The 19,469-nt window shown below is 71.9% G+C and carries 17 protein-coding genes; 15 read left to right on the forward strand and 2 right to left on the reverse strand.

The window, feature by feature from the left end; all coding sequences use genetic code 11:
• Nucleotides 1-216 precede the first annotated feature (216 nt).
• A complete protein-coding gene (gene bldD / locus ABT154_RS28590) occupies nucleotides 217-717 on the reverse strand; it encodes a transcriptional regulator BldD (RefSeq protein ID WP_015032294.1) in 501 nt (166 codons plus the stop codon).
• A 246-nt stretch (nucleotides 718-963) separates the two neighbouring features.
• Between bldD and pyrR the strand changes: the two genes are divergently transcribed.
• From pyrR to ABT154_RS28660, 14 genes are all read left to right on the forward strand, one after another.
• Nucleotides 964-1,530 (forward strand): bifunctional pyr operon transcriptional regulator/uracil phosphoribosyltransferase PyrR, encoded by a 567-nt coding sequence (gene pyrR / locus ABT154_RS28595; RefSeq protein WP_351860485.1) that lies wholly within the window; start codon nucleotides 964-966, stop codon nucleotides 1,528-1,530.
• Between the two features lie 88 nt (nucleotides 1,531-1,618).
• Nucleotides 1,619-2,599, forward strand: a complete 981-nt coding sequence (locus ABT154_RS28600; RefSeq protein ID WP_351860487.1) for an aspartate carbamoyltransferase catalytic subunit — start codon at nucleotides 1,619-1,621, stop codon at nucleotides 2,597-2,599.
• Between the two features lie 2 nt (nucleotides 2,600-2,601).
• Nucleotides 2,602-3,915 carry a dihydroorotase gene (locus tag ABT154_RS28605; protein ID WP_351860489.1) on the forward strand — a complete coding sequence of 438 codons (1,314 nt, stop codon included), beginning with the start codon at nucleotides 2,602-2,604 and terminating at the stop codon, nucleotides 3,913-3,915.
• Entirely contained in the window at nucleotides 3,912-4,484 is a 573-nt protein-coding gene (locus ABT154_RS28610; RefSeq protein ID WP_351860490.1) for a PH-like domain-containing protein, read from the forward strand. The genes ABT154_RS28605 and ABT154_RS28610 overlap by 4 nt, the downstream gene beginning before the upstream one ends.
• A complete protein-coding gene (gene carA, locus ABT154_RS28615; protein ID WP_351860492.1) occupies nucleotides 4,481-5,623 on the forward strand; it encodes a glutamine-hydrolyzing carbamoyl-phosphate synthase small subunit in 1,143 nt (380 codons plus the stop codon). Before ABT154_RS28610 ends, carA begins: the two co-directional genes overlap by 4 nt.
• Nucleotides 5,616-8,924 carry a carbamoyl-phosphate synthase large subunit gene (carB, locus tag ABT154_RS28620; RefSeq protein WP_351860494.1) on the forward strand — a complete coding sequence of 1,103 codons (3,309 nt, stop codon included), beginning with the start codon at nucleotides 5,616-5,618 and terminating at the stop codon, nucleotides 8,922-8,924. Before carA ends, carB begins: the two co-directional genes overlap by 8 nt.
• Nucleotides 8,925-8,997: 73 nt before the next feature.
• Nucleotides 8,998-10,107, forward strand: a complete 1,110-nt coding sequence (locus ABT154_RS28625) for a quinone-dependent dihydroorotate dehydrogenase (protein ID WP_351860496.1) — start codon at nucleotides 8,998-9,000, stop codon at nucleotides 10,105-10,107.
• 53 nt (nucleotides 10,108-10,160) lie between these two features.
• Nucleotides 10,161-10,991: an orotidine-5'-phosphate decarboxylase gene (gene pyrF, locus ABT154_RS28630; protein WP_351860638.1), complete on the forward strand. Its 831-nt coding sequence runs from the start codon at nucleotides 10,161-10,163 to the stop codon at nucleotides 10,989-10,991.
• A gap of 342 nt (nucleotides 10,992-11,333) precedes the next feature.
• Nucleotides 11,334-11,657, forward strand: coding sequence for an integration host factor (locus tag ABT154_RS28635; protein ID WP_017242220.1), 324 nt, complete (start codon nucleotides 11,334-11,336; stop codon nucleotides 11,655-11,657).
• Nucleotides 11,658-11,730: 73 nt separating this feature from the next.
• Complete coding sequence (gene gmk / locus ABT154_RS28640; protein ID WP_317875003.1) at nucleotides 11,731-12,294, forward strand: guanylate kinase; 564 nt, start codon at nucleotides 11,731-11,733, stop codon at nucleotides 12,292-12,294.
• Nucleotides 12,295-12,323: 29 nt separating this feature from the next.
• Nucleotides 12,324-12,596: a DNA-directed RNA polymerase subunit omega gene (rpoZ, locus tag ABT154_RS28645; RefSeq protein ID WP_017242218.1), complete on the forward strand. Its 273-nt coding sequence runs from the start codon at nucleotides 12,324-12,326 to the stop codon at nucleotides 12,594-12,596.
• Between the two features lie 59 nt (nucleotides 12,597-12,655).
• Complete coding sequence (gene coaBC, locus ABT154_RS28650; protein WP_351860499.1) at nucleotides 12,656-13,912, forward strand: bifunctional phosphopantothenoylcysteine decarboxylase/phosphopantothenate--cysteine ligase CoaBC; 1,257 nt, start codon at nucleotides 12,656-12,658, stop codon at nucleotides 13,910-13,912.
• 238 nt (nucleotides 13,913-14,150) lie between these two features.
• Entirely contained in the window at nucleotides 14,151-15,374 is a 1,224-nt protein-coding gene (gene metK, locus ABT154_RS28655; protein WP_351860501.1) for a methionine adenosyltransferase, read from the forward strand.
• Nucleotides 15,375-15,467: 93 nt separating this feature from the next.
• A complete protein-coding gene (locus ABT154_RS28660; RefSeq protein ID WP_351860503.1) occupies nucleotides 15,468-17,606 on the forward strand; it encodes a primosomal protein N' in 2,139 nt (712 codons plus the stop codon).
• Between the two features lie 147 nt (nucleotides 17,607-17,753).
• On the opposite strand, the gene ABT154_RS28665 is transcribed toward ABT154_RS28660, so the two are convergent.
• Nucleotides 17,754-18,269 (reverse strand): hypothetical protein, encoded by a 516-nt coding sequence (locus tag ABT154_RS28665; protein WP_351860504.1) that lies wholly within the window; start codon nucleotides 18,267-18,269, stop codon nucleotides 17,754-17,756.
• Between the two features lie 227 nt (nucleotides 18,270-18,496).
• On the opposite strand from ABT154_RS28665, the gene fmt reads away from it, so the two are divergent.
• Nucleotides 18,497-19,429 (forward strand): methionyl-tRNA formyltransferase, encoded by a 933-nt coding sequence (fmt, locus tag ABT154_RS28670; protein ID WP_351860506.1) that lies wholly within the window; start codon nucleotides 18,497-18,499, stop codon nucleotides 19,427-19,429.
• Nucleotides 19,430-19,469 lie beyond the last annotated feature (40 nt).

The following is a 19,469-nucleotide window of genomic DNA, read 5'->3' on the forward strand; positions in this document are numbered from 1 at the left end:
CTTCATGGCCGCCCCGCCGCGTCGGCGCCGGCCCGCCGCGGTATGTGCCCGTAGCCCCCACCGGCTGCCGATGGGGCCCGCAGCACTCGTGCTGGGGGCCCCTTCGGCGTCCTCGGGGGTGCCGTGCGGCGGGTGGGACGAAAAGCGCCGGGCCCGTGGACGTCGGATGACGTCCACGGGCCCGGCGGTACGTTTCTGCTCTGTCCCCGAAGGGGGTCAGTTCTCCTCGTGGGCGACCGCGCGGCGCGCGTCCGCGTCGAGGACGCCCCAGCTGATGAGCTGCTCGGTGAGGACCGAGGGGGACTGGTCGTAGATCACGGCGAGGGTGCGCAGGTCGTCCTGACGGATCGACAGCACCTTGCCGTTGTAGTCACCACGCTGCGACTGGATCGTCGCGGCGTAGCGCTGGAGCGGGCCCGCCTTCTCCTGCGGCACGTGTGCCAGGCGCTCCAGATCGAGGACCAGCTTCGGCGGCGGCTCGGCGGCCCCGCCCGGGGTCGTGCCCGGCAGCAGTTCCTGCACCGGCACCCCGTAGAAATCGGCCAGCTCGGCAAGACGCTGCACGGTCACCGCGCGGTCGCCACGCTCGTACGAACCGACCACGACGGCCTTCCAGCGGCCCTGGGACTTCTCCTCCACCCCGTGGAGCGAGAGACCCTGCTGGGTGCGGATGGCGCGGAGTTTGGCCCCGAGCTGCTTTGCGTATTCGCTGGACATAACGCTCCCGGACGCTGTGACGACATGCGGCTGCGCCGCGCGGCTGGTAACTCACTGTGAGGTTACGCAGCGTTACTCTTTCCCGTCAAGCCGAATGGTCCGTACCGCCTCCTCCCGGGGGACGGCGCCCGGAGTGGTGCGAGGGGGGCGAGGAGGTCCGCGTCGGCCCCCTGGTATCGTTGATGTCGCAAATCCGACGTCCTTTAAGAGCCGTCCCGTGAGGCGGAGAAGGAGGTCCGTTTTTTCATGGACACTCAGCAGCAGTACGGCGATGAGGCACGGCCCGTTCTCGAGGCCCCGGACATCGCGCGGGTCCTGACCCGCATCGCACACGAGATCGTCGAGCGCGCCAAGGGCGCCGACGACGTGGTTCTCCTCGGCATTCCCACCCGCGGCGTCTTCCTCGCCCGCCGGCTCGCCGAGAAGCTCGAATCGATCACCGGCACCGAGGTCCCGGTCGGATCCCTCGACATCACCATGTACCGGGACGACCTGCGCCTGAAGCCGGCCCGCGCCATCGGCCGCACCGAGATCCCCGCCGACGGCGTCGACGGCCGTCTCGTCGTCCTCGTCGACGACGTGCTCTTCTCCGGCCGCACCATCCGCGCCGCCCTCGACGCCCTCGGCGACATCGGCCGCCCGCGCGCCGTCCAGCTCGCCGTCCTCGTCGACCGCGGCCACCGCGAGCTTCCGATCCGCGCCGACTACGTCGGCAAGAACCTCCCCACGTCGTTGCGGGAGACGGTCAAGGTCCAGCTCGCCGAGGAGGACGGCCGCGACACCGTCCTGCTCGGTTCCAGGCCCGCCGCCTAGCCGGACCGGTCCTTCCCCCGCGGGGCCGGGGCACACCCCTGCGCCCCCGCATGCCCTCACACCCTCCCCACCACGGAGAGACAACCCGATGATGCGTCACCTCATCTCGGCCGCCGACCTCACCCGCGACGACGCCGTCCTGATCCTCGACACCGCCGAGGAGATGGCCCGGGTGGCCGACCGGCCCATCAAGAAGCTGCCGACCCTGCGCGGCCGGACCATCTGCAACCTGTTCTTCGAGGACTCCACCCGTACCCGGATCTCCTTCGAGGCCGCCGAGAAGCGTCTCTCCGCCGATGTGATCAACTTCGCGGCCAAGGGCTCCAGCGTCTCCAAGGGCGAGTCCCTCAAGGACACCGCGCAGACCCTGGAGGCCATGGGCGTCGACGCGGTCGTCATCCGGCACGGCGCCTCCGGAGCCCCGTACCGCCTCGCCACCTCCGGCTGGATCGACGCCCCCGTCATCAACGCCGGCGACGGCACCCACCAGCACCCCACCCAGGCCCTGCTGGACGCCTTCACCATGCGCCGCCGCCTGGTCGGCCGCGACACCGGCCTCGGCCGCGACCTCGCCGGCAAGCGGATCACGCTCGTCGGCGACGTCCTGCACAGCCGGGTCGCCCGCTCCAACGTCGACCTGCTGCACACCCTCGGCGCCGAGGTCACCCTGGTGGCCCCGCCCACCCTGGTCCCCGTCGGCGTCGAGACCTGGCCCTGCGAGATCTCCTACGACCTCGACCGCGTGCTGCCGAAGTCCGACGCGGTGATGATGCTGCGTGTGCAGCGAGAGCGGATGAACGCCGCCTTCTTCCCGACCGAGCGCGAGTACTCGCGCCGCTACGGGCTCGACGGCGAGCGGATGGCGAAGATGCCCGAGCACGCCATCGTCATGCACCCCGGCCCGATGGTCCGCGGCATGGAGATCACCGCAGCGGTCGCCGACTCCGACCGCTGCACGGTCGTCGAGCAGGTCGCCAACGGCGTCTCCGTCCGGATGGCCGTCCTCTACCTGCTTCTGGGCGGCAACGAGTCCGCCGTCAGCCACACCCGTACCGAGGAGAGCAAGTAACCATGAGCAAGATCCTTATCCGCGGTGCGCAGGTGCTGGGCGGCGCCGTCCAGGACGTGGTGATCGACGGCGAGACCATCGTCGCCACCGGCCGGCAGGGCGAAATCGACTGGAGTGGCACCGGTCTGTCCGCCGAGGGCGCCACCGTGATCGAGGCCGACGGCCAGATCCTGCTGCCCGGCCTCGTCGACCTCCACACCCATCTGCGTGAGCCCGGCCGCGAGGACTCCGAGACCGTCCTCACCGGCACCCGCGCCGCCGCCTCCGGTGGCTACACCGCCGTCTTCGCCATGGCCAACACCCACCCGGTCGCCGACACCGCCGGCGTCGTCGAACAGGTCTACCGGCTCGGCAAGGAGTCCGGCTACTGCGACGTGCAGCCCATCGGCGCCGTCACCGTCGGCCTGGAGGGCAGGAAGCTCGCCGAGCTGGGCGCCATGCACGACTCCGCCGCCGGCGTCACCGTCTTCTCCGACGACGGCAAGTGCGTCGACGACGCGGTCATCATGCGCCGCGCCCTGGAGTACGTGAAGGCCTTCGACGGCGTCGTCGCCCAGCACGCCCAGGAGCCCCGCCTCACCGAGGGCGCCCAGATGAACGAGGGCATCGTCTCGGCCGAGCTGGGCCTCGGCGGCTGGCCCGCCGTCGCCGAGGAGTCGATCATCGCCCGCGACGTCCTCCTCGCCGAGCACGTCGGCTCCCGCGTCCACATCTGCCACCTCTCCACCGCCGGCTCCGTCGAGATCGTCCGCTGGGCCAAGTCCCGCGGCATCGACGTCACCGCCGAGGTCACCCCGCACCACCTCCTCCTCACGGACGAGCTGGTCCGCTCGTACAACCCGGTCTACAAGGTCAACCCGCCGCTGCGCACCGAGAAGGACGTCCTCGCGCTCCGCGAGGCGCTGGCCGACGGCACGATCGACATCGTCGCCACCGACCACGCCCCGCACCCGCACGAGGACAAGGACTGCGAGTGGGCCGCGGCCGCCATGGGCATGGTCGGCCTGGAGACCGCGCTCTCCGTCGTCCAGCAGACGATGGTCGAGACCGGCCTCCTCGACTGGGCCGGCGTCGCCGACCGGATGTCCTTCGCCCCCGCCCGCATCGGACGGGCCACCGGCCACGGACGACCCGTCTCGGCTGGTGAGCCCGCGAACCTGACGCTGGTCGATCCGGCTTACCGTGGTGTCGTGGACCCCGCGGACTTCGCCTCCCGCAGCCGCAACACCCCCTACGAGGGCCGTGAGCTGCCGGGACGCGTCACCCACACCTTCCTGCGGGGCCGGGCAACGGTCGTGGACGGGAAGCTGGCGTGACACCACTCATCGCAATCGCCGCAGAGGCAGCCGATCAGAAGTCGGCGGAGGTGACCGACTGGGCCGGAAGGATCGGCTGGGTCGCCGGACTGCTGCTCTTCGTCGCCTTCGTCTACTGGCTGATGCGCCAGGGCTGGAAGTGGCGCGGCAGCATCCAGTCGGACCTGCCCGAGCTCCCCACCGCGCCCGAGGCGGCCGGTCCGGCCAGACTGACTCTCAGCGGGCGCTACCACGGGTCCACGACCGCCGGGCAGTGGCTCGACCGGATCGTCGCCCACGGCCTCGGCTCCCGCAGCCGCGTCGAGCTCACGCTCACCGACGCCGGGCTGGCGGTCGTACGCCCCGGGGCGAACGACTTCTTCGTCCCGGCCGAGGCCCTGCGCGAGGCCCGCCTCGACAAGGGCATCGCGGGCAAGGTCCTCGCCGAGGGCGGCCTGCTGATCGTCACCTGGGCGCACGGCGGCACACTGCTCGACTCCGGTTTCCGGTCCGACCGGGCGGCCGAGCACACCGCCTGGGTCGAGGCCATCAACTCCATGACCAACACGACGGAAGGCATCGCACGATGACGACCTCCACCCGGGGAACCAGCAAGGTTCCCGCCGTACTCGTCCTGGAGGACGGCCGCATCTTCCGCGGCCGCGCCTACGGGGCCGTGGGGGAGACCTTCGGCGAGGCCGTGTTCTCCACCGGCATGACCGGCTACCAGGAGACCCTCACCGACCCGTCGTACCACCGCCAGGTCGTCGTCATGACGGCCCCGCACGTCGGCAACACAGGCGTCAACGACGAGGACCCCGAGTCCGGCCGCATCTGGGTCGCCGGCTACGTCGTCCGCGACCCCGCCCGCGTCTCCTCCAACTGGCGCGCCCGCCGCTCGCTGGACGAGGAACTGCGCAACCAGGGCGTCGTCGGCATCTCCGGCATCGACACCCGCGCCCTCACCCGCCACCTGCGCGAGAGCGGCGCCATGCGCGTCGGCATCTTCTCGGGCAACGCGCTCCCCGACGAGGGCACCATGCTCGCCGAGGTCCGCCAGGCCCCCGAGATGAAGGGCGCGAACCTCTCCGCCGAGGTCGCCACCAAGGAGACCTACGTCGTCCCCGCGATCGGCACGAAGAAGTTCACCGTCGCCGCCGTCGACCTCGGCATCAAGGGCATGACCCCGCACCGGATGGCCGAGCGCGGCATCGAGGTCCACGTGCTGCCCGCCACCGCCACCGCCGAGGACATCTACGCCGTCCAGCCCGACGGGGTCTTCTTCTCCAACGGCCCCGGCGACCCGGCCACGGCCGACGGCCCCGTCTCCGTCATGAAGGCCGTCCTGGAGCGCAAGACGCCGCTCTTCGGCATCTGCTTCGGCAACCAGATCCTCGGCCGCGCGCTCGGCTTCGGCACCTACAAGCTGAAGTACGGCCACCGAGGCATCAACCAGCCGGTCCAGGACCGCACCACCGGCAAGGTCGAGGTCACCGCGCACAACCACGGCTTCGCCGTCGACGCGCCCCTCGACAAGGTCTCCGACACGCCCTACGGGCGCGCCGAGGTCTCCCACGTCTGTCTGAACGACCAGGTCGTCGAAGGCCTCCAGCTGCTCGACCAGCCGGCCTTCTCCGTCCAGTACCACCCCGAGGCGGCCGCGGGCCCGCACGACGCCGCGTACCTCTTCGACCGTTTCGTAGCCCTCATGGAGGCCGAGCGTGCCTAAGCGCACCGATATCCAGTCCGTCCTGGTCATCGGCTCCGGCCCGATCGTCATCGGCCAGGCCGCCGAGTTCGACTACTCCGGCACCCAGGCCTGCCGCATCCTCAAGGCCGAGGGCCTGCGGGTGATCCTGGTCAACTCCAACCCGGCCACGATCATGACCGACCCGGAGATCGCCGACGCCACGTACGTCGAGCCGATCACCCCCGAGTTCGTCGAGAAGATCATCGCCAAGGAGCGCCCCGACGCCCTCCTGCCCACCCTCGGCGGCCAGACCGCGCTGAACACCGCGATCTCCATGCACGAGCAGGGCGTCCTGGAGAAGTACGGCGTCGAGCTCATCGGCGCCAACGTCGAGGCCATCAACAAGGGCGAGGACCGCGACCTCTTCAAGGGCGTCGTCGAGGCCGTCAAGGCCAAGATCGGTTACGGCGAGTCCGCCCGCTCGGTCATCTGCCACACCATGGACGACGTCATCAAGGGCGTCGACACGCTCGGCGGCTACCCCGTCGTCGTCCGCCCCTCGTTCACCATGGGCGGCGCCGGCTCCGGCTTCGCCCACGACGAGGAGGAGCTGCGCCGCATCGCCGGCCAGGGCCTGACCCTCTCGCCGACCACCGAGGTCCTCCTGGAGGAGTCCATCCTCGGCTGGAAGGAGTACGAGCTGGAGCTGATGCGCGACAAGAACGACAACGTCGTGGTCGTCTGCTCCATCGAGAACTTCGACCCGATGGGCGTCCACACCGGTGACTCGATCACCGTCGCCCCGGCGATGACGCTCACCGACCGCGAGTACCAGCGGCTCCGCGACATCGGCATCGCGATCATCCGCGAGGTCGGCGTCGACACCGGCGGCTGCAACATCCAGTTCGCGATCGACCCGGTCGACGGCCGGATCATCGTCATCGAGATGAACCCGCGCGTCTCCCGCTCCTCGGCGCTCGCCTCCAAGGCGACCGGCTTCCCGATCGCCAAGATCGCGGCCCGTCTCGCCGTCGGCTACACGCTGGACGAGATCCCGAACGACATCACGGAGAAGACCCCGGCGTCCTTCGAGCCCACGCTCGACTACGTCGTCGTCAAGGCCCCGCGCTTCGCCTTCGAGAAGTTCCCCTCCGCCGACTCCACGCTGACCACGACCATGAAGTCGGTCGGCGAGGCCATGGCGATCGGCCGCAACTTCACCGAGGCGCTGCAGAAGGCCCTGCGCTCCCTGGAGAAGAAGGGCTCGCAGTTCACCTTCGTCGGCGAGCCCGGCGACAAGGCCGAACTGCTGCGCGAGTCGGTCCGCCCGACCGACGGCCGCATCAACACCGTCATGCAGGCCATCCGCGCCGGCGCCACCCCGGAGGAGGTCTTCGACGCCACGAAGATCGACCCCTGGTTCGTCGACCAGCTCTTCCTGATCAAGGAGATCGCCGACGAGCTGGCCGCCGCCGAGAAGCTCCACCCGGAGATCCTCGCCGAGGCCAAGCGCCACGGCTTCTCCGACGCCCAGATCGCCGAGATCCGCGGTCTGCGCGAGGACGTCGTCCGCGAGGTCCGGCACGCCCTGGGCGTCCGCCCGGTCTACAAGACGGTCGACACCTGCGCCGCCGAGTTCGCCGCCAAGACCCCGTACTTCTACTCCTCGTACGACGAGGAGACCGAGGTCGCGCCCCGCACCAAGCCCGCGGTGATCATCCTGGGCTCCGGCCCGAACCGCATCGGCCAGGGCATCGAGTTCGACTACTCCTGCGTCCACGCCTCCTTCGCCCTGAGCGACGCCGGCTACGAGACCGTGATGGTCAACTGCAACCCGGAGACCGTGTCCACGGACTACGACACCTCCGACCGTCTGTACTTCGAGCCGCTGACGCTCGAGGACGTGCTTGAGATCGTCCACGCCGAGACCCTGGCCGGCCCCGTCGCCGGTGTCGTCGTCCAGCTCGGCGGCCAGACCCCGCTGGGCCTGTCGCAGGCGCTCAAGGACAACGGCGTGCCGGTCGTCGGCACCTCCCCGGAGGCCATCCACGCCGCCGAGGACCGCGGCGCCTTCGGCCAGGTCCTCGCCGAGGCCGGCCTCCCCGCCCCCAAGCACGGCACCGCCACCACCTTCGCCGGCGCCAAGGCCATCGCCGACGAGATCGGCTACCCCGTCCTCGTACGCCCCTCGTACGTGCTCGGCGGCCGCGGCATGGAGATCGTGTACGACGAGGACCGGCTGTCCTCCTACATCGCCGAGTCCACCGAGATCAGCCCCACCCGGCCGGTCCTGGTCGACCGCTTCCTCGACGACGCCATCGAGATCGACGTCGACGCCCTCTACGACGGCACCGAGCTCTACCTCGGCGGCGTCATGGAGCACATCGAGGAGGCCGGCATCCACTCCGGCGACTCGGCCTGCGCCCTGCCCCCGATCACCCTCGGCGGCTACGACATCAAGCGGCTGCGCGCCTCCACCGAGGCCATCGCCAAGGGCGTCGGCGTGCGCGGTCTGATCAACATCCAGTTCGCGATGGCCGGCGACATCCTCTACGTCCTGGAGGCCAACCCGCGCGCCTCCCGGACCGTCCCCTTCACCTCGAAGGCGACCGCCGTCCCGCTGGCGAAGGCCGCCGCGCGCATCTCGCTCGGCGCCACCATCGCAGAGCTGCGCACCGAGGGCCTGCTGCCGAGGACCGGCGACGGCGGCACCCTGCCGCTCGACGCGCCGATCTCCGTCAAGGAGGCCGTGATGCCGTGGTCGCGCTTCCGCGACGTGCACGGCCGCGGCGTCGACACCGTCCTCGGCCCGGAGATGCGCTCCACCGGCGAGGTCATGGGCATCGACGCGGTCTTCGGCACGGCCTACGCCAAGTCGCAGGCCGGCGCCTACGGCCCGCTGCCCACCAAGGGCCGCGCGTTCATCTCGGTCGCCAACCGCGACAAGCGTTCGATGATCTTCCCGGCCCGCGAGCTCGTCGCCCACGGCTTCGAGCTGCTCGCCACCTCCGGCACCGCCGAGGTCCTCAAGCGCAACGGCATCAACGCCACGGTCGTCCGCAAGCTGAGCGAGGGCGAGGGCCCGAACGGCGAGAAGACGATCGTCCAGCTCATCCACGACGGCCAGGTCGACCTGATCGTCAACACCCCGTACGGCACCGGTGGCCGCCTCGACGGCTACGAGATCCGTACGGCCGCGGTGGCGCGCAGCGTCCCCTGCCTCACCACGGTCCAGGCGCTCGCCGCGGCCGTCCAGGGCATCGACGCGCTCAACCGGGGCGACGTGGGCGTCCGCTCGCTCCAGGAGCACGCGGAGCACCTGACCGCGGCCCGCGACTAGCAGCCCGTACGGAGAGGGGGGACACCGGCAGGATCTGCGGTGTCCCCCTCTTCATGACCTGGAGCCACTCAGCATGTACAAGTTCTTCTTCCACCTGGTCTTCAAGCGGATGGACCCCGAGAAGGCCCACTACCTGGCCTTCCGCTGGATCCGCCTCGCCGCCCGGACCCCCGTCCTGCGGACCTTCGTCGCCGCCGTCCTCGCGCCCCGGTACGAGGAGCTGCGCACCGAGGCCCTCGGCCTGCGCATGCACGGCCCCTTCGGGCTCGCCGCCGGCTTCGACAAGAACGCCGTCGCCATCGACGGCATGTCGATGCTCGGCTTCGACCACGTCGAGATCGGCACGGTCACCGGCGAGGCCCAGCCCGGCAACCCCAAGAAGCGCCTCTTCCGGCTGATCCCGGACCGCGCCCTGATCAACCGCATGGGATTCAACAACGAGGGCTCCGCCGCCGTCGCCGAGCGCCTGGGCGCCCGCGAGGCGGTCTTCAGGACCACCGTCGGCGTCAACATCGGCAAGACCAAGGTCGTCCCCGAGGCCGACGCCGCCGCCGACTACGTGAAGTCCACCGAGCGCCTCGCCGCGCACGCCGACTACCTGGTCGTGAACGTGTCCTCGCCGAACACCCCCGGGCTGCGCAACCTCCAGGCCACCGAGTCCCTGCGCCCGCTCCTCACCGCCGTACGGGAGGCCGCCGACCGCACGGTCACCGACCGCCGGGTCCCGCTCCTGGTCAAGATCGCCCCCGACCTGGCCGACGAGGACGTCGACGCGGTCGCCGACCTGGCCCTGGAGCTCGGTCTCGACGGCATCATCGCCACCAACACCACCATCGCGCGCGAGGGCCTCGGCCTGAAGTCCGACCCGGCGCTGGTCGAGGAGACCGGCGGGCTGTCCGGCGCGCCCGTCAAGGAGCGCTCCCTGGCGGTCCTCAGGCGGCTCCACGCGCGCGTGGGCGACCGCCTGGTCCTGGTGGGCGTCGGCGGCATCGAGAACGCCGAGGACGCCTGGCAGCGGATCCTCGCCGGTGCCACCCTGATCCAGGGGTACAGCGCCTTCATCTACGAGGGCCCGTTCTACGCCCGCGCGATCCACAAGGGCCTCGCCGCGCGCCTCGCCGCCTCCCCGTACGCCACCCTCGCCGAGGCCGTCGGCGCCGACAACCGAAAGGCCGCCAAGTGACCGCCCTCCCGTCGCCCGGCCACCGCCCCTCATCGACGCCCTCCGGGCGGCCCCTGGCCTTCGGCACCCGCCTGCGCTCCGCCATGGACGAGCGCGGCCCGCTCTGCGTCGGCATCGACCCGCACGCCGCCCTGCTCGACTCCTGGGGTCTGACCGACGACATCGCCGGTCTGGAGCGGTTCACCTTCACGGTCGTGGAGGCGCTCGCCGACACCGTCGCCGTCTTCAAGCCGCAGTCCGCCTTCTTCGAGCGCTTCGGCTCGCGCGGCATCGCCGTCCTGGAGCGCGCCACCGTCGATCTGCGCGCGGCCGGCGGCCTGGTCGTCATGGACGCCAAGCGCGGCGACATCGGCTCCACCATGGCCGCCTACGCGGAGACCTTCCTGCGCAAGGACTCCCCGCTCTTCTCCGACGCGCTCACGGTCTCCCCGTACCTCGGCTACGGCTCCCTCAAGCCGGCCGTCGACCTGGCGCGCGAGTCCGGCGCCGGGCTCTTCGTCCTGGCCCTCACCTCCAACCCGGAGGGCTCGGAGGTCCAGCGGGCGGTGCGTGAGGACGGGCGCACGATCGGCGCGACCATGCTCGCCCACCTCGCCGAGGAGAACGCGGGGGAGACCCCGATGGGCTCCTTCGGCGCGGTCGTGGGCGCCACCCTCGGCGACCTGTCCTCGTTCGACCTGGACATCAACGGCCCGCTCCTCGCCCCCGGCATCGGCGCGCAGGGCGCGACCCCGGCCGACCTCCCCGCCGTCTTCGGCGAAGCGGTCCGCAACGTCGTCCCGAACGTCAGTCGGGGAGTGCTGCGGCACGGTCCGGACGCGGCGGCTCTGCGGGACTCCGCCCTCCGGTACGCGGACGAGATCCGCGTCGCGGTCGGCGGCTGAGCGACGTCCGCCCGGGTCCGCGGTCAATCCGCAGGTCGGAGCGGACGGGGTGTGATGTCCGAGGTGTTTCGGCCCGGCGAGACGAACCGTCTTACCGGGCCGTCTCACTCCTTGACGAAAACTTGGCCCAAAACCGGGTCGTTTTGCCGGAAAAGTCCTGGTCGGTCGATGCTGACCAGGACTTTTCCGCTGTTCTCGCTGACTGGAGCGGCCTCGGCCGCTAGTCTCCGGGGCAGAGCAGGCGTTCAACGGCCACTCCGTTGAACGTTGCTCCACTGGTGTGGGGCGCTGGGTTCCTCACCGGTCCGTATCCGACAGATCGACATCCGAGGTGACGTAGGCGTGGCTCTTCCGCCCCTTACCCCTGAACAGCGCGCAGCCGCGCTCGAAAAGGCCGCCGCGGCTCGCCGGGAGCGGGCCGAGATCAAGAATCGACTCAAGCACTCCGGAGCCTCTCTCCACGAGGTCATCAAGACCGGACAGGAGAACGACGTCATCGGCAAGATGAAGGTCTCCGCACTGCTGGAGTCGCTGCCCGGCGTGGGCAAGGTCCGCGCCAAGCAGATCATGGAGCGCCTCGGCATCTCCGAGAGCCGCCGTGTGCGCGGTCTCGGTTCCAACCAGATCGCCTCCCTGGAGCGCGAGTTCGGCAGCACCGGCGCCTGATCCGGCGCCGGTCCGGCCGCCGGATCCGGGACACGCGTCCCGGGCACACCGGTGGAGCTGGAATAATCGCTGCATGGCAGCAGAGGCACGTCCGCGGCTGACCGTGCTCTCCGGCCCCTCCGGGGTCGGCAAGAGCACGGTCGTCGCTCATATGCGCAAGGTCCACCCCGAGGTCTGGCTCTCGGTGTCGGCGACGACACGGAAGCCCCGCCCCGGCGAGAAGCACGGCGTTCACTACTTCTTCGTGACGGACGACGAGTTCGACAAGCTGATCGCCAACGGTGAGCTCCTCGAATGGGCCGAGTTCGCGGGCAACCGTTACGGCACCCCGCGCGGCGCGGTCCTCGACCGCCTGGACTCCGGGGAGCCGGTCCTCCTGGAGATCGACCTCCAGGGCGCCCGCCAGGTGAAGGACTCGATGCCCGAGTCCCAGCTGGTCTTCCTGGCCCCGCCGAGCTGGGACGAGCTGGTCCGCCGGCTCACCGGCCGCGGCACCGAGTCGCCCGAGGTCATCGAGCGCCGTCTCGCCGCCGCGAAGGTCGAGCTGGCCGCCGAGTCGGAGTTCGACACCACGCTCGTCAACACCTCCGTCGAGGACGTCGCACGTGAGCTGCTAACGTTGATGAACGTAGTCTGATTTCTTTTTCCATCTTCGGAAGGTAGAGCGTGTCCTCTTCGATGACCGCGCCCGAGGGCATCATCAACCCGCCGATCGACGAGCTGCTCGAGGCCACGGACTCGAAGTACAGCCTCGTGATCTACGCCGCCAAGCGCGCCCGCCAGATCAACGCGTACTACTCCCAGCTGGGCGAGGGCCTCCTGGAGTACGTGGGCCCGCTCGTCGACACCCACGTCCACGAGAAGCCGCTCTCGATCGCGCTGCGCGAGATCAACGCGGGTCTGCTGACGTCGGAGGCCATCGAGGGCCCGGCTCAGTAAGCACGTCAACGTTCGTCACCACAGGCCCGGCGGAACATCCGCCGGGCCTGTGGTGTCTCATGGAAGTCGTACGCATCCGAGCGCGGGGAGCAGCAGTGGGCGCAGCAGCCAAGCCGAAGGTCGTCCTGGGGGTCAGTGGGGGCATCGCCGCCTACAAGGCGTGCGAGCTGCTGCGCCGGCTCACCGAGTCGGGCCACGACGTCCGGGTCGTGCCCACCGACTCCGCCCTCCACTTCGTCGGCGCGGCCACCTGGTCCGCCCTCTCGGGACACCCCGTGTCGACCGAGGTGTGGGACTCCGTCCACGAGGTCCCGCACGTCCGCATCGGCCAGGGCGCCGACCTCGTCGTCGTCGCCCCCGCCACCGCGGACATGCTCGCCAAGGCCGCCCACGGCCTCGCCGACGACCTGCTCACCAACACGCTGCTCACCGCCCGCTGTCCCGTCGTCTTCGCCCCCGCCATGCACACCGAGATGTGGGAGCACCCGGCGACCCAGGAGAACGTGGCGACCCTCCGCCGCCGCGGCGCCGTCGTCATCGAGCCGGCCGTCGGCCGACTCACCGGCGTCGACACCGGCAAGGGCCGGCTGCCCGACCCGGGCGAGATCTTCGAGGTCTGCCGGCGGGTGCTGACCCGGGGCGCCCCCGCCCCCGACCTCGCCGGCCGCCATGTCGTGGTCAGCGCCGGAGGCACCCGCGAACCCCTCGACCCGGTCCGCTACCTGGGCAACCGTTCCTCGGGGAAGCAGGGGTACGCCCTCGCCAGGGCCGCCGCCGCCCGGGGTGCCCGGGTCACCCTCGTCGAGGCCAACGCCGGCATCCCCGACCCGGCCGGTGTCGACGTCGTGCACGTCGGCACCGCCCTCCAGCTCCGCGAGGCCGTGCTCAAGGCCGTCGCCGACGCCGACGCGGTCGTGATGGCCGCCGCCGTCGCCGACTTCCGGCCCGCCGTCTACGCCGCGGGGAAGATCAAGAAGAAGGACGACGGCGGCGCGCCCACCGTCGAACTGGTCCGCAACCCCGACATCCTCGCCGAGCTGGCCGCCGAGCGCGCCCTGCCCGGACAGGTGGTCGTGGGCTTCGCCGCCGAGACCGACGACGTCCTCGCCAACGGACGCGAGAAGCTCCGCCGCAAGGGCTGCGACCTGCTCGTCGTGAACGAGGTGGGGGAGCGCAAGACCTTCGGCTCCGAGGAGAACGAGGCCGTGGTCCTCGCCTCGGACGGCGCCGAGACCCCCGTACCGTACGGTCCGAAGGAAGCCCTGGCCGAGACGGTCTGGGACCTGGTCCTGCCGCGGCTGCGCGCCACGGCCTGACACATCGCGCTCCCCGGGGCAGCGGTAACCCGGAGGGGCGCGTGTGATGTGCGCCCCATCGGGGGACGGACATCCTGTGACGGGGCGGGATCCACCCTCGCGGGGCATTCGCCAGGCGAGACACCTGGTCCATCCCCCGACCACGACCGATAGACTGTCCGCGGAACGTCTTGGGGCGCAGCCCCCTGCCGGTCCGCTCAACGAATAGCCAGCAGCCGCTGCAACCCCAGGGAGCGTTGTGTCCCGTCGTCTGTTCACCTCGGAATCCGTCACCGAGGGACACCCCGACAAGATCGCTGACCAGATCAGCGACACCATCCTCGACGCACTGCTGCGGGAGGACCCCACCTCGCGCGTCGCCGTCGAGACGCTGATCACCACCGGCCTCGTGCACGTCGCCGGTGAGGTGACCACCAAGGCGTGGGCGGACATCCCGACCCTCGTCCGGAACAAGATCCTCGAGATCGGCTACGACTCCTCGAAGAAGGGCTTCGACGGCGCCTCCTGCGGCGTGTCGGTGTCCATCGGATCTCAGTCCCCGGACATCGCCCAGGGCGTGGACACCGCGTACGAGAAGCGGGTCGAGGGGTCCTCCCAGAGGGACGACGACGACGAGCTCGACAAGCAGGGCGCGGGCGACCAGGGCCTGATGTTCGGTTACGCGTCGGACGAGACCCCCGAGCTGATGCCGCTGCCGATCCACATCGCCCACCGGCTCTCCCGCCGCCTCACCGAGGTCCGCAAGAACGGGACCATCCCGTACCTGCGCCCCGACGGCAAGACCCAGGTCACCATCGAGTACGACGGCGACAAGGCCGTCCGGCTCGACACGGTCGTCGTCTCCTCGCAGCACGCCTCCGACATCGACCTGGAGTCGCTGCTCGCGCCCGACATCCGCGAGTTCGTCGTCGAGCACGTGCTCAAGCAGCTCGTCGAGGACGGCATCAAGCTCGACACCGACGGCTACCGCCTCCTGGTGAACCCGACCGGCCGCTTCGAGATCGGCGGCCCGATGGGCGACGCCGGCCTCACCGGCCGCAAGATCATCATCGACACCTACGGTGGCATGGCCCGCCACGGCGGCGGCGCCTTCTCCGGCAAGGACCCGTCCAAGGTCGACCGCTCGGCCGCCTACGCCATGCGCTGGGTCGCCAAGAACGTCGTCGCCGCGGGCCTCGCCTCGCGCTGCGAGGTCCAGGTCGCCTACGCGATCGGCAAGGCCGAGCCCGTCGGTCTCTTCGTCGAGACCTTCGGCACCAACACCGTCGAGAACGAGAAGATCGAGAACGCCATCGCCGAGGTCTTCGACCTCCGCCCGGCCGCGATCATCCGCGACCTCGACCTGCTCCGGCCGATCTACTCCCAGACCGCCGCCTACGGCCACTTCGGCCGCGAGCTGCCGGACTTCACCTGGGAGCGCACCGACCGCGTCGACGCCCTCAGGCAGGCCGCCGGTCTGTAATCGCCCGTACACGACCGAAGCCCGGCATCCCGCGAAGGGGTGCCGGGCTTCGGCCGTGCCCGGCTGTCGGTGGCGTCTGGTAGGTATGAGGCTGTGAGCAGCGAGAACGAGAACGGCGACGCGCCCGAGGAGCCCGAGCAGCTCGCGCTCATCCGGGAGACCGTGCGCAAGGCGAAGGTGCCGCGGGCCAAGCCGCGCACCTGGCGGGGGGCCGCGCTGGCCAAGGAGCTGCCCGTGGCGCGGGTCGTCGTGAACAAGGGGGCGCTCCACCTCGACCAGTTCTTCGACTACGCCGTCCCCGAGGAGCTGGACGGCGCCGCGCAGCCGGGGGTGCGCGTCCGCGTGCGCTTCGGCGCCGGATCGCACCAGGTCAAGAACGGACGGCGGGAGGGCGGCCGGCTCATCGACGGGTTCCTCGTCGAGCGCCTGGCCGCCTCCGACTACTCCGGGCCGCTGGCCGCCCTCGCCGACGTCGTCTCACCCGAACCCGTACTCGGCCCCGAGCTGCTCGGGCTCGCCCGCGCCGTCGCCGACCGGTACGCCGGAAGCCTCGCCGACGTCCTCCAGCTCGCCGTCCCGCCGCGCAGCGCCCGCGCAGAGGGCCGCCCCTCGCCCGCACCGCTGCCGCCGCCTGCCCCGCCGGAGCCGGGGACCTGGACACGGTACGAGCGGGGGCCGGCGTTCCTGGACTCGCTCGCGCGCGGCGGCGCGCCCCGGGCCGTGTGGAACGCGCTGCCCGGGCCGCACTGGGCCGAGGAGATCGCCCGCGCCGTCGCCGCGACCCTCGCCTCGGGCCGGGGCGCGCTCGTCGTCGTACCGGACGGACGGGCGGCGGCCCGGGTCGACGCCGCCCTCACCTCCGTCCTCGGCGAGGGGCGGCACGCGCTGCTCACCGCCGAGGCGGGCCCCGAGAAGCGGTACGCCCAGTGGCTCGCGGTGCGGCGCGGGGCGGTGCGGGCCGTCGTCGGCACCCGCGCCGCGATGTTCGCACCCGTCCGCGACCTCGGGCTCGCCGTCATCTGGGACGACGGCGACGGCAGCCACAGCGAACCCCACGCCCCGCAGCCCCACGCGCGCGATGTGCTGCTGCTCCGCGCCGCCCACGACCGGTGCGCCTTCCTCCTCGGCAGCACCAGCTGCACCGTCGAGGCCGCCCAGCTCGTCGAGTCCGGCTGGGCCAAACCGATCGGCGCGGGACGCGAGCAGGTCCGCAGGGCCGCCCCGCTGATCCGGACCGTCGGCGACGGCGAACTCGCCCGCGACGAGGCCGCGCGCGCCGCCCGGCTGCCCTCCCTCGCCTGGCAGGCCGTCAGGGAAGGCCTCAGGACCGGGCCGGTCCTGGTGCAGGTGCCCCGCCGGGGATACGTCCCGAGGCTGGCCTGCGAGCGCTGCCGGACGCCCGCCCGCTGCCGCCACTGCGCCGGCCCTCTGGAGGCCCCCGAACAGCAGGAACTGCGCTGCGGCTGGTGCGGACGCGGCGCCCCCGACTGGACTTGCGTGGAATGCGGCTCGAACCGGCTGCGGGCCCAGGTGGTCGGCGCCCGGCGGACGGCCGAGGAACTGGGCCGGGCGTTCCCCGCCGTGCCGGTCCGCACCTCGGGCCGCGACCACGTCCTGGACAGCGTGCCCGGACGGCCCGCGCTCGTCGTGTCCACACCCGGCGCCGAACCCGTCGCCGAGGGCGGCTACGCGGCGGCGCTGCTCCTCGACGGCTGGGCCATGCTCGGCCGGCCCGATCTTCGGGCGGGCGAGGAGGCGCTGCGCCGCTGGATCGACGCGGCCTCGCTGGTACGGGGCCAGCCCGAGGGCGGCACGGTCGTCGTGGTGGCCGAGCCGACGCTCCGGCCCGTCCAGGCGCTGGTTCGCTGGGACCCGGTCGGACACGCCCAGCGGGAACTGGCCGAGCGCGCCGAACTGGGCTTCCCGCCGGTCTCCCGGATGGCCGCGGTGACGGGCCCTCCGGAGGCCGTCGAAGGCTTCCTCGCGGGGGCCGGACTGCCCGGCGACGCGGAGATCCTCGGCCCGGTGCCGCTGCCCGTCGTCCGCCCCGGCGGCCCGCGCCGCCCCGGTGACCCGCCGCCAGGCGAGCAGTGGGACCGGGCCCTGGTCCGGGTCCCGCCGGGAAGCGGCGCGGCGCTGGCGGCGGCCCTGAAGCAGGCTCGCGCGGGGCGGCTCGCGCGGGGCGGCGGGGACCCGGTGCGGATCAGGGTCGATCCGCCGGACATCGGCTGAGGGGTCCGCGCACATGAGGACCGCCCGCCCCGGGGAGGGACGGACGGTCTCGGATGTCTTCCGTCTCGGATTTCTGTACGTCCCCGGAGGGCGGGCTCGGATTCCCGTACGCCCCGGGAGGGCGGGCGGTCCTACGGATCCCTGGCGTCAGCCGTTGCGCGGGCCCGGGAAGGCCGTCGGGCGGGGCTCCTCGCGCAGGGAGGCGCTGCCCGAGGTGGGCTGCGGGGGCATCGAACGGGCGGCGGGGACGGTGGGGAGCGCACGGGTCGTACCCGGCTCCACGATCGGTTCCTGGTCGACGGCGCCCGGCTGGGGTGCGCGCCGGGAGCCGTAGCGGCGGTGGACGGCCTGCTTGGTGACACCGAGCGCGGAGCCCACGGCGTCCCAGGAGAAGCCGAGCGAGCGGTCGAAGTCGACCGCGGCGGTCACCAGGGTCTCGACGCTGTCCCGCAGCTCCTGCGCGAGACGTACGGTCGGGGCGGGGGCCCGCCCGTAGACGACGAAGCCCGTCGAAGGACCGGAGCGGCGAGGGCGGTAGACATTGCCCAGCTGGGCCGTGAGCGTGCGCAGTGCGTCCACCTGCCGCCGGACCCGCTCGATGTCCCGCACCAACAGGTGCAGACTCGCCCGAGCCTGGGCGTCGTGGGTTGCGTGGTCGGCCATGTGAAAGCCTCTCGAACCGGCGTGTAAGGGGAAGGGCCGCTGGGGGGAACAGCGACCCGATTCGGTCAATCTCTCTTGACCAACGCGCCACCGGGAGTTGGGTCACGCTGCGGGGGCGTACACGCATATGCGTGGGGCGCTCGTCCTCCCGTACGCCCCCTCCGCGCGGGGCGCCTAGACTGGTGCGCTGCCCGCAAAGCCCCCGGAGAGACAGGCAGTCGCCACCCATGAAGCTCGTCTTCGCAGGCACCCCCGAGGTCGCCGTTCCCGCTCTGGACGCCCTGCTCGCCTCCGGGCGGCACGAGGTGGCCGCCGTGGTCACCCGGCCGGACGCGCCCGCGGGACGCGGCCGGCGGCTCGTCGCCAGTCCGGTGGCCCAGCGGGCGGAGGAGGCCGGGATCGAGATCCTCCGGCCGACCCGGCCCCGCGACGAGGACTTCCTCGCCCGGCTGCGGGAGATCGCCCCGGACTGCTGCCCGGTCGTCGCGTACGGCGCGCTGCTGCCCAAGGCCGCCCTCGACATCCCCGCCCGGGGCTGGGTCAACCTGCACTTCTCGCTGCTGCCGGCCTGGCGGGGCGCGGCGCCCGTGCAGCACTCCCTGATGGCGGGTGACCAGGTGACGGGCGCGTCCACCTTCCTGATCGAGGAGGGCCTCGACTCGGGTCCGGTCTACGGCGTCGTCACCGAGGACGTCCGGCCGACGGACACCAGTGGCGACCTGCTCACCCGGCTCGCGTTCGCGGGCGCCGGGCTGCTCGCCGCGACCATGGACGGCATCGAGGACGGCGCCCTCCAGGCCGTCCCGCAGCCCGTCGAGGGCATCACCCTGGCCCCGAAGATCCAGGTCGAGGACGCCCACGTCGACTTCGCCGCCCCCGCCCTCCGGGTGGACCGGGTGGTCCGCGGCTGCACCCCGGCCCCCGGCGCCTGGACCCTCTTCCGCGGCGAGCGCCTCAAGCTGATCCAGGTCACCCCGCTGCCCGACCGCGACGACCTCACCCCCGGCGAGCTCGCGGCCGGCAAGAACAACGTCTACGCGGGCACCGGCTCGCACGCCGTGGAACTCCTCTGGGTCCAGCCCCAGGGCAAGAAGCCGATGAAGGCCGCGGACTGGGCCCGGGGCGTGCGCATCGCACCCGGGGAGCGGCTCGGCGCGTAGGCAGGACGGCCCCGGACGGCCACGGACGGGCCCGGGAACG

Source organism: Streptomyces sp. NPDC001728, from assembly GCF_040297565.1.
Lineage (GTDB): Bacteria > Actinomycetota > Actinomycetes > Streptomycetales > Streptomycetaceae > Streptomyces.